Genomic DNA, 15,276 nt, shown 5'->3' with positions numbered 1-15,276 from the left:
ATTCAGTCGTCGAGAGGATCGCGCGCCATCTGGCAATTCCAGCACACGGTGAATTGCGGCTCCAGCCATTCGCCGCACTGCTTGCATCTCCAGGGCCGGGCGTTCGCGTCCGGCCCTTTTCTTGCGCGCTCCAGAAGGCGCAAGGCCAATGCTTCGTCGCGATCGTCGACGATCCATATTTCCGGCGCGCACTGATCTGCCGGAATCTCTCCCATCGCGCCGTTGAGATAGCGGTTGTGCAACTCGCACGGCACGCCCGCGGTCGTCAGCACGTTCACCCAATGCTGCGCCGTGATCAGGTTGGGGGCGCGCGTGAGTCGCTTCATCGAACGATCTGGCTGGCTTCGTGGACGAGTTGTGCGTAGAGCGCGTGACGCTCGGGGCGGATCTTGCCGGCGTCGACAGCTTCGAGCACCGCGCAGCCCGGCTCGTGCAGATGGTGGCAGTTGTAGAAGCGGCAATGCCCGAGATAGGGCCGGAAATCCGCGAAGGCGCGCTCGAGCTGGCCTTCGGACAGATGGTGCAGGCCGAACTCCTGAAAGCCCGGCGAATCGATGAGCGAGCCGCCGCCGGGCAACTCGTACAGACGCGTGAACGTGGTCGTGTGGCGGCCGCTGTTGAGCGCCGATGAAATCTCGCGCGTGGCGGCGTCGGCGTCGGGAACGAGCAGGTTCACGAGCGTCGATTTGCCCATGCCTGACTGGCCGAGCAGGATCGTCGAGCGGTCTTTCAGACGGGCGTCGAGTTGCGGATGGACGTCGCCGGGCGCCATCTTCGCCGACAGCTCGATGACGGCATAACCGAGTTCGCGATACGGCGCGAGCCGTTCGCGCGCGAGCGGGACCGCGTGTTCGACGTCGATCTTGTTGAGCACGATGAGCGACTCGAGTCCGTGCGCCTCAGCCGCGATCAACGCGCGTCCGAGCAGGTCCTCGCTGAAATGCGGCTCTGTCGCGAGCACGATCAGCAGTTGATCGAGATTCGCTGCGAAGAGCTTCGACTTGAACTGATCCGACCGGTAGAGCAGATTGCGCCGCTCGCCGATCTCGACGATCACGCCCTGATCCGCCGACGATTGCTCGTAGATCACGCGATCGCCGACCGCCACTTCGCTTTTCTTGCCGCGCGGAAAGCACTGAAGCATCGCGCCGCCGTCTTCCGGCGTCACCAGATAATGGCGTCCGTGCGCCGCGATCACCGTGCCTTCGAGGCGCGCGCCCACGCTCGGACGCTTGAACCCGCGCGTCATGCGGCGTGCTGCATCAGGCGGTCGATGCGCTGCGAGGCGGGCGGATGCGAGTAGTAGAACGCGGTGTAGATGGGGTCGGGCGTGAGTGTCGACGCGTTGTCCTCGTAGAGCTTCACGAGCGCGTTCACGAGATCCTTCGGATCGGTCTGGCTGGCGGCGAAGGCATCGGCTTCGAACTCGTTCTTGCGCGAAGTCAGGCTGCCGAGCGGCGTGATGAAGAACATGAACACCGGCAGCACGAGCATGAAGAGCACGAGCGCGAGGCCGTTGTTGCTGCCGACGAGCGATGGCCGCACACCCAGGCCCTCGTAGAACCACGTCGTCTGAATGAGCCAGCCGAGCAGCGCGAGCATCGCGAGGCTGATGCCGAACATGACGATCATCAGCTTCAGCACGTGACGGCGCTTGAAATGGCCGAGCTCGTGCGCGAGCACCGCTTCAATCTCGCTGCCGGAAAGGCGCGCGAGCAGGGTATCGAAGAAAACGATGCGCTTCGCCGCGCCGAAGCCGGTGAAGTACGCGTTGCCGTGCGCGGAACGGCGGCTGCCGTCCATCACGAACAGACCCTTCGCAGCGAAGCCCGTGCGCGACATCAGATTCGTGATGCGCGCGACGAGCGCCTCGTCCTTCAGCGGCTCGAACTTGTTGAAAAGCGGGGCGATGAAGGTCGGATAGATGATCATCGCGAGCAACTGAAACGCGACCCATACCATCCACGTCCACAGCCACCAGAACGTGCCGGCGCGGTCCATGAGCCAGAGCGTGAGCAGCAGAAGCGGCGCGCCGATCACGACCGCGAGCACCGTGCCCTTCACGAGATCGACGAAAAAGAGTTTCTTCGACATGCGGTTGAAGCCGAACTTTTCTTCGATCACGAAATGGCGGATGTAATCGAACGGCAAGTCGATGATGCTCGTGATCGCCACCACCGACGCCACCAGCGCGATCTGCCCGAGATAGCCGCGGCCGAGCCAGTCCGAAATCGCGAGATCGAGCGCCTGAACCCCGCCGAGCAGCGTAAGCGCGACGAGCACGACCGCGCTCGTGACGACCTCGATCATCGTGAGGCGCGTGCGCTCGACGGTGTAATCCGCGGCGCGCTGATGCGCGGCGAGCGGGATAGTGCCGGAGAATTGCGACGGGACGCCGTTGCGGTGCGCGGCGACGTGGCGAATCTGACGCGAGGCGAGCCAGAGCTTGGTCGAGACCATCGCGACCAGGGCGACGACGAAGATCGTCGAGAAAGCGAGAGTGAGGTTGGTCATCCGGGACTTCCGATTGAACTATGCGAGAATTATAGGTTCTAGGCCGTGCCGACGCGCAGTGTTCGAACTCGACATCCCGCAATGGATCAGATAGCGCGCGGGCACGGCGTTTTCATCTCTCAGGCCGCTTTCATGACCGACATCTCCGCCACCCCCGAATCAGACAACAACGCTCTCGTGCGCAGCGACATGAACCTCGTGTGGCTCGACATGGAGATGACCGGTCTCGATCCGGACAACGATCGCATTATCGAGATCGCGGTGGTCGTCACGAATTCGACGCTCGACAGGCTGGTGGAAGGACCGGTGCTCGCGATTCATCAGACGGACGAGGCGCTCGGCCGCATGGACGAATGGAATCGCAACACGCACGGCCGCTCGGGGCTGACTGAACGAGTCAAGGTGTCGACCGTCGATGAAGCAGAAGCCACGCGCCAGATCCGCGATTTTCTCGGCCAGTACGTGCCGCCCGGCAAGTCGCCGATGTGCGGCAACTCGATTTGCCAGGACCGCCGCTTCATGGCGCGTTGGATGCCCGAGCTCGAGACGTTCTTCCACTACCGCAATCTCGATGTCAGCACCTTGAAGGAACTGTGCCGCCGCTGGCAGCCGGCGATCTACAAGGGCTTCCAGAAGCGCGCGATGCATACCGCGCTCGCCGATATCCACGAGTCCATCGACGAACTCAAGTACTACCGCGAGCATTTCCTGATTCCGTCGGCGCCTGCCGCCGCGTCTTAATTTTTCGGCGGGCGGATCGCGTTTTTCGGGCGGAACGCGGCAACCACGTCGGGCCGCGTTTCCATGTAGGGTCCGCCGATCAGGTCGATGCAGTACGGCACGGCCGCGAAAATGCCCGGCACTTTCTGCTTGCCGTCCGGGTCTTTCAATCCTTCGAGCGTTTCGCGGATCGACTTCGGCTGTCCCGGCAGATTGATGATCAGCGCGGCGTGATCTTCAGTCTCGCGGATCACCGCGACTTGCCGCGAAAGAATGGCCGTCGGCACGAAATTCAGGCTGATCTGGCGCATTTGCTCGCCGAAGCCGGGCATTGGCTTCGTGGCGACGGCGAGCGTCGCCTCGGGCGTCACATCGCGGCGCGAGGGGCCGGTGCCGCCCGTCGTGAGCACCAGGTCGCAGCCGTGTGTATCGACGAGTTCGACGAGCGTCGCGGAAATGGTCGCGGCATCGTCCTGGATCAGGCGCGTTTCGGCGCGAAAGGGCGTCGTGAGCGCCTCCGCGAGCCACGCCTGCAACGACGGCAAGCCCTTGTCCTCGTAGACGCCTTGCGACGCGCGATCGCTGATCGACACGAGCCCGACGATCAACTCGTCCGGGTGATTACGCTTCGGTTTCGTCACGATCGTCCTCATCGCCTTCGATGTCTTCGTCGTCTTCCGCCCCCGACGCGTTCTTGATCCACTGGAAGAGCTCGCGGTAATAGCGCGGCGGCTTTTGCTGCTCGCGCTCCTTGCGCGCGTTGCGGATCAGCGTACGGCCTTCCTGCGGATCGACGCCCGGATGATTGCGGATGAATTCGGTGAGCGCGGCGTCGTCGGCGAGTAGCTGTTCGCGCGTGCGCTCGATCCAGTGCAGCCGCGCGGTTTCGGACTTGTTCACGCCGCGGTGCGTATCGAGCGCCGTGCGCAGCGCGGCGACCTCGTCTTCGGTCAGCGAGCGCATGACCTTGCCGACGTACTGCAACTGGCGGCGCTTGCCTTCGTGGTCGGTGATGCGGCGCGCTTCGCGCACGGCGTCGTCGAGATGCTCGGGCATCGGCATGCGTTTGAGCGCGTCTTTGGGCAGTGCGATAAGCGCCTCGCCCAGCTCCTGCAGCGCGTGCATTTCGCGCTTGAGCTGGGATTTGCTCGGCCGGTCGTAGCCGTTTTCGTCGATCTCGCGCTCGTCGTCGCGGCCGGAATCGATCGGTTGAATGCGGGTTTTACGGTTCATCCCGACATTGTAGCTTGCGTGCGCACCATGCCTGAACCTCGCGTACGGCTCTGCGACAAAGCTCGGCGGGTGAATGCACGCCGTCCTTGCTATGATCGCGTGATAGGCCATTTCCGTCGCCCGATGCCCGATTGCGTGCGCATCCGGCCGGGAATTCCGAAGCAACCACGACATGCGCGGGCGCACGCCGCCCGACTTCCAAAGGCAACCAAAAATGGCAGCAGACATGGACGTCAAGCAACGCTACTTCCCGCATACGCAGGACGAACTGAAGGAGATCGCCTCCGACATCCTGCGTTACGCGAAGGAACTCGGCGCGAGCGATGCCGCCACCGAGATCTCCGAAGGCGACGGCCTGTCAGTGAGCGTGCGGCGCGGCGAAGTCGAGACGATCGAGCACAATCGCGACAAGATGGTCGGTGTGACCGTCTTCATCGGCAAGAAGCGCGGCAACGCGAGCACCGCCGACTTCACGCGCGACGCACTGCGCGACACGGTCGCCGCTGCATACAACATCGCGCGCTTCACGGCCGAGGACAGCGCGGCGGGGCTCGCCGAAGCCGAACTGCTCGAGAAGGCGCCGCAGGACCTCGATCTCTATCACCCGTGGGACATCGATGCGGAAGAAGCCGCCGAGATCGCGCGCCGCGCGGAAGCCGCCGCGTTCGCCGTCGACAAGCGCGTGACCAACTCGGAAGGCGCGAGCGTCTCCGCGCAGCATTCGCAGTTCGTGCTCGCGACCTCGCGCGGCTTCATGGCGGGCTATCCGTACTCGCGGCATTACATCGCGTGCGCGCCGATCGCGGCAGCGGGCCGCGACATGCAGCGCGACGACTGGTACACGTCGAGGCGCGACGCGGCCGGTCTCGCCGACCCCGAAGCGGTGGGACGTTACGCCGCCGAGCGCGCGCTCGCGCGCCTCGGCGCGAAGAGTCTCGACACGCGCAAGTGCCGCGTGCTCTTCGAGGCGCCGCTCGCGGCGGGCATCCTCGGCGCGTTCGTGCAGGCGGTCAGCGGCGGCGCGCTGTATCGCAAGACTACGTTCCTCGTCGACAGCCTCGGCAAGCCGGTGTTCGCGCCGCATATCCAGATCGTCGAGGATCCGCACCTGAAGGGCGGCATGGGCAGCGCGCCGTTCGACGAGGAAGGCGTGCGCACGCAGCGTCGCAGTGTGGTCGAAGATGGCGTCGTGCAGGGCTATTTCCTGTCGACGTACTCGGCGCGCAAGCTCGGCATGCAGACGACCGGCAATGCCGGCGGCTCGCACAATCTGACGATGAAGAGCACGCACACGAAACCCGAAGACGACTTCGAAGCGATGCTGAAGAAGCTCGGCACCGGTCTGCTGCTGACTGAGCTGATGGGCCAGGGCGTGAACTACGTGACGGGCGATTACTCGCGCGGCGCGTCGGGCTTCTGGGTCGAGAACGGCAAGATCGTGCACGCCGTGGAGGAAATCACCGTCGCGAGCACGTTGCAGGAGATGTTCCGTCACATCGAAGCGATCGGCGCGGACACCGTGGTGCGCGGCACGAAGGAAATCGGCTCGGTGCTGATCGAACGGATGACGATCGCGGGACAGTGAACCGCATTCGTCAAAAGACGAAGGCTCCGGAGAGCGTCCGGAGCCTTTTTTCATTCGGAAGCGGCGATGCGCTCGTAGGTCACGAACGCAAACGCGAAATCGTTCGGCGCCGCCGCGCGATGCGGCTCACGGGACACTTCGCGCCACAGTTCCGGATCGGGCGCGGGAAAGCGCGTGTCGCCGTCGAAATCGGCGTCGATCTCGGTGACGATCATCTTGTCCGCGCGCCCGATGGCATCGCGATACAACTGCGCGCCGCCGATCAGAAACGCTTCCTTCGCCGGCTCGAGCGCGAGCGCCGCTTCGAGGCTCGTCACGACGTCGCAACCCTCGTAGTGGCGCGTGGCATCGCGCGATATGACGATATTGCGCCGCCCCGGCAACGGCCGGCCGATCGATTCATGCGTCTTGCGGCCCATGATGATGGGCGCGCCCATCGTCGTGCGCTTGAAGAATGCGAGGTCCTCGGGCAGGCGCCAAGGCAGTTGGTTGTCGCGTCCGATCACGCCATTGCGCGCGCGGGCGACGATCAGGGTCAGCGTCGTCATGTGAAGGAGGTCGAGGCAAAGCGGCGCGGGCCGCGCCGTCGGGGCCTCGATTCTAACCGACACGTCCGGCCATATTCGGGATCGAAGCGTCGCGCGGACTCACGTCTCGGGCGAATCGTCGGCGAGCGATGGCACGTAAGCAGGAGCCGGCGCGATCTCGTCCCAGAGCGTCACGCTGACGCCTGAGCCCGGCGGGCGAATGGCGCACTGGCGCATGCCGTCCGATTCGTCCGCGTCTTCACGGTTTTGTTGCGCGTCGCTTGTTTCCTCGCGCCGGAATGAACTTTCGAGTGCCATCGTAACGACATAACCCAAGGTAACTATTTCCGGTATTGAATCATCCGGAAATAAAGTAATCGTCTGGCCGGTATAAACGATTAACCTGAAGTGAATGCAGGAGAAATATGGAACGCTCGTTCTGTAGACAGTATTTCTTACCTTCCGGCAGTGGGGAAGAGGAGCGAATTGCGTGCCATCGGTCAGAAAGCTTTGCCACGCAACGAACGGCGATAATGAGACGCAGACACATTGAGGAAACTTGGGTGAAAACGTTTCACGGCTGAAACATGAAGGCAGAAAAACATGAAGTTCTCGCGAAATCGGTATAAGATTTTGTCGTATTAAATTGTGCGCAAAGTTTTTAATAATCGTGTGAGAAATTCTTGTGAGGCCCGTCCTGTCAAGCTTTTGTGGCTAATCCGGCGGCTCTCGCGATATTTGTTTTCGGGGTTTCTGGGTTATAGTAGTCTCTCAAAAACGGCACAGAATCAGACATAAAGGGTTTCGTGGAAGAGTGCGTGGTGTGTCGCGCTATGGCCCGGGGGCGTCGTAACGAATGGCAAGTCCCTCCCCAGACGTTTGCGAGAAACGTGCGAGGGCAGCGAAGTCTGCGATGTAGTGCGAGCCTGAACTACGTGACCTTTTCAACGAATGTTGAACAAAGGATCTGAATAATGGACGTCGCTCGGCGGCAACTCATCTATGTGACTCGCAATCCAAGCGAGACGCTGTGTGCGCGATTCGAGGAGCGCGGCTGGCATATCGAAATCGTCGCGAGCGCGCGAGACACGCGCAAGGCACTGCGTAGCGATCTGGCGACCGGCGGGCTGCTGGATTTGTCGAGTCATTTCGAATCGCATGAACTGGCGGCGTTCGAATCGTCGCTGACGATGACCAACGTGGGCTGGGTCGCGGCCACCGTTGCCGGACAACTCGAAGACGCCGCCGTGCGGCGCCTGATTCGCGACTATTGCTTCGATTACGTGACGCTGCCGACGTCGAACGACCGCATCGTCGATTCCGTCGGTCACGCGTATGGCATGGTTTCGCTGCACGACGCCGCGTCGCACGATGCGCGCAGCGAGGGCCGCGCCGAGGGCGAAATGGTCGGTTCGTGCGACGCGATGCTCGCGCTCTTCCGTTCGATCCGAAAAGTCGCGATGACCGACGCGCCCGTCTTCATTTCGGGCGAATCCGGCACCGGCAAGGAGTTGACGGCCGTCGCCATTCACGAGCGTTCCGCGCGTCGCGATCAGCCGTTCGTCGCCATCAACTGCGGCGCGATTCCGGCGCATCTGCTGCAATCGGAGCTCTTCGGCTACGAACGCGGCGCGTTCACGGGCGCGAATCAGCGCAAGATCGGCCGTGTCGAAGCGGCCAACGGCGGCACGCTGTTCCTCGATGAAATCGGCGATCTGCCGCTCGAAAGTCAGGCGAGCCTGTTGCGCTTCCTGCAGGAACGCAAGGTGGAGCGCCTGGGGGGGCACGGCTCGACGCCGGTGGATGTGCGCATCATCTCGGCGACGCACGTCGACATGCAGACCGCGATGATCGAAGGGCGTTTCCGCGCGGACTTGTATCACCGCCTGTGCGTGCTGCAGATCGACGAGCCGCCGCTGCGCGCGCGCGGCAAGGACATCGAACTGCTCGCGAAGCATATGCTCGACCGATTCAAGAAGGACGCGAGCCGGCGCCTGCGCGGATTTTCGCCCGATGCGATCGCCGCGATTCACAACTACGGCTGGCCGGGCAACGTGCGCGAACTGATCAACCGCGTGCGGCGTGCGATCGTGATGTCGGAAGGGCGGCAGATCACCGCCCGCGATCTCGAACTCGGCGAGTACGTCGAAGTGGCGCCGGTTTCGCTCGCGCAGGCGCGTGAAGCGGCCGAGCGGCAGGCGATCGAACTCGCGCTCCTGCGCCATCGCGGACGCCTCGGCGACGCGGCGCACGAACTGGGGATCTCGCGCGTGACGTTGTATCGCCTGCTGAGCGCGCATGGGATGCGTCACATCGAGGTCGATGCGCCGTCAGAGCACGCTACGCGCGGCTGACGGCAAGTAGCCGCGATCCACCCCCGGACGGGCGCTTCCAGGCGCCCGTTTTTTCGTGCCGCTGCATTGAGCGCCGGCCCCCGTCGCTTGGTAAAATCCGTCTTTACGCCTTCCGTTCGCGAGGGCGCGCAGCATACCCCAGGGAACATCGAATGAAACAGTATCTCGAGCTCGTCCAGACGATCCTCGATACCGGCACTTGGCAGGAAAACCGCACGGGCATCCGCACGATCAGCATTCCCGGCGCGATGCTGCGGTTCGACTTGCAGCAAGGCTTTCCCGCCGTGACGACGAAGAAGCTCGCGTTCAAATCGGCGATCGGCGAGCTGGTGGGCTTTCTGCGGGCGTCGAAGAGCGCGGCGGACTTTCGCGCGCTCGGCTGCAAGGTCTGGGACGCCAACGCGAACGACAATCCGCAATGGCTCGAGAACCCGTACCGGCAGGGCCCGGACGATCTCGGCGACGTCTACGGCGTGCAATGGCGCAAATGGCCCGCGTACAAGCTCGTCGATGCCTGCGCGGGCGACCAGATCGCCGACGCCACCAATCGCGGATTCCAGGTCGTGACGAGCTTCGTCGAAAACGGGCGCGAACAGGTGCTGTTGTACAAGGCGATCGATCAATTGCGCCAGTGTCTCGATACGATCATCGAGCGCCCGACCGACCGGCGCATTCTGTTTCACGCATGGAATCCGGCGAAGCTCGACGAGATCGCGCTGCCCGCGTGCCATCTGCTGTATCAGTTCATCCCGAACGCGGTGACGCGCGAGATTTCGCTGTGTCTTTACATCCGCAGTAACGACGTCGGACTCGGCACGCCGTTCAATCTGGCGGAAGGCGCGGCGCTGCTGCATCTCGTGGGCCGGCTGACCGGATTCAAGCCGCGCTGGTTCACGTATTTCATCGGCGATGCGCACATCTACGAGAACCAGCTCGATATGCTGCATGAGCAACTGAAGCGCGAGCCATTGCCGTCGCCGCAGTTGATCATCTCCGATCGCGTGCCGGATTACGCGGTCACGAAGCGCTACGAGCCGGAATGGCTGGAGAAGATCGAGCCGAAGGATTTCGCGCTCGAAGGGTACAAGCATCACGATCCGCTCACGGCCCCGATGGCGGTCTGAGCGGGCGCTTCAGCGCTGCATGCGAGAACGCGCGGCTTCCGTCCGCGCGTTTTTCGTTTACCGGCTGCTCATCGCCTCAACTTCGATGATGCTTGTTGCCGCCGCCGTGTTGCGGCTGCTGGGCTTGTTGAGGCTGCTGGCGAGGCTCCTGATGCGGCTGGTGCGCGTAACAAAGCTCTACCGCGTGGATAGAAAACCTTCGAAATGCCGATGTCCCGCTGGCGTCACGCGCAAGACACGGCGCCTCGCCGTGTGCTCGATCCAGCCGTGCGACTCGCACGCTTCGAGAAATGCCGCGCCGAGCGCGCCGCCCAGATGCGGCCGGCGCTCGCTCCAGTCGATGCACGTGCACGCGAACCGCCGCCGCCGCGCGCGTTGCGCCTTCAGGTCGATGCCGAGTTCGGCAAACGCCTGCGCGCCTTCCGGCGTCGCGTCGAGCGCGGCGGGGCCATGCGCCTGTTCGTGATCGTCGGAGGCGGTGAGCCAGTTGCGCGCGAGCATCCGGTCGAAGATTTGCACGGCCAGTTCGCCCGCGAGATGGTCGTAGCAAGTGCGCGCGAAACGCATCTCGACCGGCACGGCGGAAGGCGGGCGTTCAGGCGCGCGCTGCGGCGCGCTCGCCCGCGCGAGATTGGCGAGCGCCTCGATGGCCGCGGCGATGTCCGGCGTCGCGATGCGGTAATAGCGATGCCGCCCGCTCACTTCGAGCGCGAGCAGCCCGCCTTCGGTCAGACGCGCGAGATGCCCGCTCGCAGCCGATGGCGACAGCCCCGCGATCATCGTCAGTTCGCCGGCGGGGCGCGCGGTGCCGTCCATCAGCGACCAGAGCATCGCGGCGCGGCCGGGATCGGCGATCAGCGCACCGATGCGCGACAGTCCGGGGAAATGGCGCACGCGGGATTCGGCTTCATCGAAAGCGGAGTTCATGGCGATGTCCCTGTCGGGCGTGGTAATCGACCTATCCACTCTATAGCGGCTCCGCATCCGATGTTTCACCGCGCGCCGAAATGTCGATGCACGAAGCGCGGCGCTAGAATGACCGCTGGCATCTCAGACAGCAGGAAAACTTCCATGTCCAGATTCTTTCTCGCGAGCGTGATGGGCGTTCTCATGCTCTGTGCGGGCTGCGCGGGGGCACCGTCGTCGGCGGGCGGTGGAGGCAGCATCACGATGTACGGCACCATCGATCAGGGCATCACCGTCCACGACTGAATATTGCCGACCCTATAATCGGCATTCATTTCCGCATCAGACGGGCACCCCATGAATACGCCGACCTCAACTCCCATTCCCGCAGTCCCCAAAAGCCGCGCCGAAACCACCTTTCGCTTTCTCGCCGAGCCGACCTCGGTGAACTTTGGCGGCAAGGTGCACGGCGGCGCGCTGATGAAATGGATCGACGAAACCGCGTATGCCTGCGCCGCGATGTGGTCCGGGCGCTACGCGGTGACGGTGAGCGTCGGCAATATCCGCTTTCGGCGGCCGATTCTCGTCGGCAACCTGGTGGAGTTGCGCGCGCGCGTCGTGACGACCGGACGCACCAGCATGCACATCCACATTTCCGTGCATGCGGGCGATCCGAAAGTCGGCGAGCTCGAGCAGACGACCGATTGCCTGATGGTCTTCGTCGCCGTCGATGAAAAAGGCCAGCCGACGCCCGTGCCTTCCTTCGTGCCGGAAACGGAAGAGGAAAAGCGCCTCGCGAAATACTCGATGGACGTAAAGGATGCGCTCGACGCGATCGTCGAACTGAAGCCGGAAGAGGTTGCGGCGGGCAAAGTCTGATCCCGCCGCTTTTTCGGAAAAAGAACGCGCCTACTTGTTGCCGACCATGTCGCCCGGCTTGACCCATTCGTCGAACTGCTGCTCGGTGACGTGACCGAGCGCGAGCGCGGCGGCTTTGAGCGTCGTGCCTTCCTTGTGCGCCTTCTTCGCGATCTGCGCGGCCTTGTCGTAGCCGATATGCGGATTGAGCGCCGTCACGAGCATCAGCGATTCGTTGAGCAAACTGTCGATGCGCTTCTCGTTCGGCTCGATGCCGACGGCGCAGTTGTCGTTGAAGCTCTGCGCGCCGTCCGCGAGCAGGCGCACGGACTGCAGCACGTTATGCGCGATCATCGGCCGGAACACGTTCAGCTCGAAGTTGCCGCTCGCGCCGCCGAAGTTCACCGCGACGTCGTTGCCGAACACCTGGCAGCACAACATGGTCACGGCTTCGGATTGCGTGGGATTCACCTTGCCCGGCATGATCGAGCTGCCCGGCTCGTTCTCCGGAATCGACAGTTCGCCGAGCCCGCAGCGCGGCCCGCTCGCGAGCCAGCGGATATCGTTCGCGATCTTCATCATGCCCGCGGCGACCGTCTTCAGCGCGCCGTGCGCGGCGACGAGCGCATCGGCGGCGGCCATCACCTCGAACTTGTTCGGGGCGGTCTCGAAGGGCAGGCCAGTGAGCTTGCCGATCGCCGCCGCGACCTTCACCGCGAACTCCGGATGCGCGTTCAGTCCCGTGCCGACCGCCGTGCCGCCTTGCGCGAGCTGATACAGATGCGGCAACGTCGCCTCGACATGCCGGATGCCCTGATCGAGTTGCGCGACGTATCCTGAAAACTCCTGTCCGAGCGTGAGCGGCGTCGCGTCCTGCAGATGCGTGCGGCCGATCTTCACGATCTTGTCGAAGGCCTTCGCCTTCTTGTCGAGCGTATCGCGCAGCGTCTTCAGCGACGGAATGAGATGCTTGTTGATCGCCATCGCGGCGGCGACGTGCATCGCCGTCGGAAACACGTCGTTCGACGACTGGCCGCGATTCACGTCGTCGTTCGGATGCACGAGGCGTTCTTCGCCGCGCGAGCCGCCCATGATCTCGCTCGCGCGATTGGCGATCACCTCGTTGAGGTTCATGTTGGTCTGCGTGCCCGAGCCGGTCTGCCACACGGCGAGCGGAAATTCGTCGGGATGCTTGCCGTCGATGATTTCCTCGGCGGCCTGAATGATCGCCTTCGCCTTTTTCGAATCGAGCACCTTCAGCCCTTCGTTCACCTCGGCGGCCGCGTGCTTGATGATCGCGAGCGCCGTGATCAGCTCGGGCGACTGCTTTTCCGTCGAAATCTTGAAGTTCTGCAGCGAGCGCTGCGTCTGCGCCCCCCAGAGCTTGTCGTTCGGCACCGCGATTTCGCCGAACGTGTCCTTCTCCATCCGTACGTCGCCCTTCGCATTCTGTGACATGGCCTGAGTTCCTTACGAAGTTGGATCAAAGCTGCTTGTCGACGGGCAGAAGCATGAAGAGGCCCGTCATCGCATTGCGATAAAACCCTGCCTCGGGATCGAAATTGTAGGTGACGAGACCGCCGTTCGCCTCGGTGGTCCAGACGAGGCCCGACTGCGGCGCGCCCGTGCGCCGCAGTTCCTCGGTGACCGCCGCGCTCGCCAGTTGCACCTGCCAGCTCGTCTTCGGCGAGACGCTGTTCGCGAACAGTCTCGCGGCTTCCTCCGCGACCGGCTTGCTGTGAATCACCAGCGCGAGCTCGGTATTCAGTTTGGCCGAGCGCGGGTCGAGATTCATGGAGCCGATCACGAGGATACTCCGATCGATCACATAGGCCTTCGCGTGCAGGCTCGCGCGCGACTGCGAGCCGAACAGACCGGCGCGCGGGCTGCTTTCGCCCTCGGCCTGAATCGGCTTGAATTCGTACAGCTCGACGCCGTTTTCCAACAGCGGAATGCGATACGGCGCGTAGCCCGCCTGCACGGCGACGGCGTCGGTTGCGGCGAGCGAATTGGTCAGCACCGCGACGCGCACATGGCGCTTCGTCAGATCGCCGAGCGCCTTCACGCCCGCGTCGTGCGGCACGAAGTAGGGCGAGAGAATGAGAAATTCGCTCTGCGCATCCTTCAACAGTTCGATGAGGCGCTGCATCGGCGGGCTCTTGTAGTCGTCGCTCGGATGCTCGATCTTCGATGGCGAATCGACCCGGAATTCCGTCGGCGCCCACACGAGGCCCATTTCCTCGCGCGCGATCTGCTGCGCGAGCGGCGTCGCGTTGAGGGGTTTCGCGTTCAGCGGATCGGCCTGCTGACGCCAGTGGGCGCGCAGGTCGTCGCGGGTCTTGTCGAGTTCGGCGGGATCGAACTTTTGCTTGTTCAGCACGCGCAGCGGGTAGGCGAGCGAGCTGTTCCAGTAGTCGTCGAAGCTCGCGGAGATTTCCTGCGTCACCGGACCGGCCGCGAAAACGTCGAGATCGCGGAATTGCAGCGTCGGGCTCGCGTTGAAGTATTCGTCGCCGAGATTGCGTCCGCCGACGATCGCGATCTGATTGTCCGCGATCATCGCCTTGTTATGCATGCGGCGCGTGAATTGGCCGAGATTCGTGAAGAAATTCTGCGTGCGCTCGGAAAAGCTGCGCTGCGCGCTTCCAAACGGGTTGAACACGCGGATCTCGATCTTGTCGTGCGAATTGAGCGCCGCCATGATCCGGTCGATGTCCTTGAAGTTCAGGTCGTCGACGAGCATGCGCACCCGCACGCCGCGATCCGCCGCATGCAGCGCCGCGCCCAGCAGCAGCTTGCCCGTGTTGTCTTCCTCGGCGATGTAGTACTGCATGTCGAGCGTCTTCGTCGCCGCGCGCGCGAGCGCGATGCGGGCCTGCAGCGCGTCGGTGCCGGTCGGCAGAAGGCGCACCGCGGACTGATCCGGATGCTGCCGTTCCAGCGGCGCGAGCGCGCTTGCGAGCGGCGTCGCTTCGCTCGACGCCAGCGCGTGGCTCACCGGCCGATCGAACGCCGTCGCGGGCGGGCGCGTCGCGCAGGCGGCGAGCGCCGTCGTCAAGAGGACGATGGCTACAGTGCGCACTGCGGCGCTGGATCTTCGTTTCCGCGTGACGCCCCGACCGATGTTTTCGTGATGTCCGTCACGCCCCGCAACTTCCCACTTCCCCCGGCTTTCCGACACTTCGATTCCTCGTTTTTGGTTTGTCGCGACTCCGCACGACTCGACACATTCGGCGGACGGCACGATGAAGCAAGGCGCGTTCTTGCGCCGCGCGTCTCGAAATTATTTTATGGGAAACCGGAAAAAGGTCGGACGGAATGCCCGCGAGTGAGGGATAGAGGACGCTGAAGACAAAAAAAAGCCCGCTGGCTGAAAGCGGGCTGACAACCCCTGTCACAGATGTCTCAAGGAGGAGACGGGTTCATCGTAGCAATGCACGCCGCGCGGCCCAACC

16 protein-coding genes are annotated in these 15,276 nt (G+C 63.6%); 6 read left to right on the top strand and 10 right to left on the bottom strand.

Annotated elements, in window-relative coordinates; all coding sequences use genetic code 11:
• Positions 1–2 precede the first annotated feature (2 nt).
• Genes NCR38_RS09710 through NCR38_RS09700 form a run of 3 tightly spaced genes read right to left on the bottom strand, consistent with a single transcriptional unit; the run spans position 3 to position 2,514 of the window.
• Positions 3–326, bottom strand: coding sequence for a DUF2007 domain-containing protein (locus NCR38_RS09710; protein WP_061120498.1), 324 nt, complete (start codon positions 324–326; stop codon positions 3–5).
• Positions 323–1,249, bottom strand: coding sequence for a ribosome small subunit-dependent GTPase A (gene rsgA / locus NCR38_RS09705; protein WP_250476913.1), 927 nt, complete (start codon positions 1,247–1,249; stop codon positions 323–325). The genes NCR38_RS09710 and rsgA overlap by 4 nt, the downstream gene beginning before the upstream one ends.
• The gene (locus tag NCR38_RS09700) at positions 1,246–2,514 is read right to left on the bottom strand and encodes a M48 family metallopeptidase (protein ID WP_061120500.1); all 1,269 of its coding nucleotides are present in this window, start codon (positions 2,512–2,514) and stop codon (positions 1,246–1,248) included. Before NCR38_RS09700 ends, rsgA begins: the two co-directional genes overlap by 4 nt.
• A gap of 132 nt (positions 2,515–2,646) precedes the next feature.
• On the opposite strand from NCR38_RS09700, the gene orn reads away from it, so the two are divergent.
• Complete coding sequence (gene orn, locus NCR38_RS09695; protein ID WP_061120557.1) at positions 2,647–3,255, top strand: oligoribonuclease; 609 nt, start codon at positions 2,647–2,649, stop codon at positions 3,253–3,255.
• Here orn and mog read toward each other — a convergent pair.
• Positions 3,252–3,887 (bottom strand): molybdopterin adenylyltransferase, encoded by a 636-nt coding sequence (gene mog, locus NCR38_RS09690; RefSeq protein WP_250476912.1) that lies wholly within the window; start codon positions 3,885–3,887, stop codon positions 3,252–3,254. The genes orn and mog overlap by 4 nt on opposite strands.
• Positions 3,856–4,467, bottom strand: coding sequence for a ribosome biogenesis factor YjgA (yjgA, locus tag NCR38_RS09685; RefSeq protein WP_061120502.1), 612 nt, complete (start codon positions 4,465–4,467; stop codon positions 3,856–3,858). The genes mog and yjgA overlap by 32 nt, the downstream gene beginning before the upstream one ends.
• A 214-nt stretch (positions 4,468–4,681) precedes the next feature.
• Here yjgA and pmbA point away from each other — a divergent pair, with 214 nt between their 5' ends.
• Positions 4,682–6,052, top strand: coding sequence for a metalloprotease PmbA (gene pmbA / locus NCR38_RS09680; protein WP_061120503.1), 1,371 nt, complete (start codon positions 4,682–4,684; stop codon positions 6,050–6,052).
• Positions 6,053–6,102: 50 nt separating this feature from the next.
• On the opposite strand, the gene NCR38_RS09675 is transcribed toward pmbA, so the two are convergent.
• The gene (locus tag NCR38_RS09675; RefSeq protein WP_061120504.1) at positions 6,103–6,600 is read right to left on the bottom strand and encodes a dihydrofolate reductase; all 498 of its coding nucleotides are present in this window, start codon (positions 6,598–6,600) and stop codon (positions 6,103–6,105) included.
• 99 nt (positions 6,601–6,699) lie between these two features.
• Positions 6,700–6,897, bottom strand: coding sequence for a hypothetical protein (locus tag NCR38_RS09670; protein WP_061120558.1), 198 nt, complete (start codon positions 6,895–6,897; stop codon positions 6,700–6,702).
• Between the two features lie 656 nt (positions 6,898–7,553).
• On the opposite strand from NCR38_RS09670, the gene NCR38_RS09665 reads away from it, so the two are divergent.
• The gene (locus NCR38_RS09665) at positions 7,554–8,933 is read left to right on the top strand and encodes a sigma-54 dependent transcriptional regulator (protein ID WP_250476911.1); all 1,380 of its coding nucleotides are present in this window, start codon (positions 7,554–7,556) and stop codon (positions 8,931–8,933) included.
• Between the two features lie 152 nt (positions 8,934–9,085).
• Positions 9,086–10,057, top strand: a complete 972-nt coding sequence (locus tag NCR38_RS09660; protein WP_061120505.1) for a thymidylate synthase — start codon at positions 9,086–9,088, stop codon at positions 10,055–10,057.
• Between the two features lie 177 nt (positions 10,058–10,234).
• On the opposite strand, the gene NCR38_RS09655 is transcribed toward NCR38_RS09660, so the two are convergent.
• A complete protein-coding gene (locus NCR38_RS09655) occupies positions 10,235–10,984 on the bottom strand; it encodes a helix-turn-helix transcriptional regulator (protein WP_250476910.1) in 750 nt (249 codons plus the stop codon).
• A gap of 144 nt (positions 10,985–11,128) precedes the next feature.
• Here NCR38_RS09655 and NCR38_RS09650 point away from each other — a divergent pair, with 144 nt between their 5' ends.
• Together NCR38_RS09650 and NCR38_RS09645 are read left to right on the top strand one after the other, a co-directional pair.
• Positions 11,129–11,269, top strand: coding sequence for a hypothetical protein (locus NCR38_RS09650; RefSeq protein WP_250476909.1), 141 nt, complete (start codon positions 11,129–11,131; stop codon positions 11,267–11,269).
• A 51-nt stretch (positions 11,270–11,320) separates the two neighbouring features.
• Positions 11,321–11,842 (top strand): acyl-CoA thioesterase, encoded by a 522-nt coding sequence (locus NCR38_RS09645; protein WP_061120508.1) that lies wholly within the window; start codon positions 11,321–11,323, stop codon positions 11,840–11,842.
• Between the two features lie 30 nt (positions 11,843–11,872).
• Here the strand turns inward: NCR38_RS09645 and fumC are convergent, their stop codons facing one another.
• Both fumC and NCR38_RS09635 read right to left on the bottom strand, forming a co-directional pair.
• The gene (gene fumC, locus NCR38_RS09640) at positions 11,873–13,279 is read right to left on the bottom strand and encodes a class II fumarate hydratase (RefSeq protein ID WP_250476908.1); all 1,407 of its coding nucleotides are present in this window, start codon (positions 13,277–13,279) and stop codon (positions 11,873–11,875) included.
• 25 nt (positions 13,280–13,304) lie between these two features.
• Positions 13,305–14,903, bottom strand: a complete 1,599-nt coding sequence (locus NCR38_RS09635) for a phospholipase D family protein (RefSeq protein WP_250476907.1) — start codon at positions 14,901–14,903, stop codon at positions 13,305–13,307.
• Positions 14,904–15,276: the final 373 nt, after the last annotated feature.

The organism is Caballeronia sp. INML1 (assembly GCF_023631085.1).
Classification (GTDB): domain Bacteria; phylum Pseudomonadota; class Gammaproteobacteria; order Burkholderiales; family Burkholderiaceae; genus Caballeronia; species Caballeronia turbans.
The sequence above is the reverse complement of the archived record's forward strand: the minus strand, read 5'-3'. Positions and strand labels throughout refer to the sequence as shown.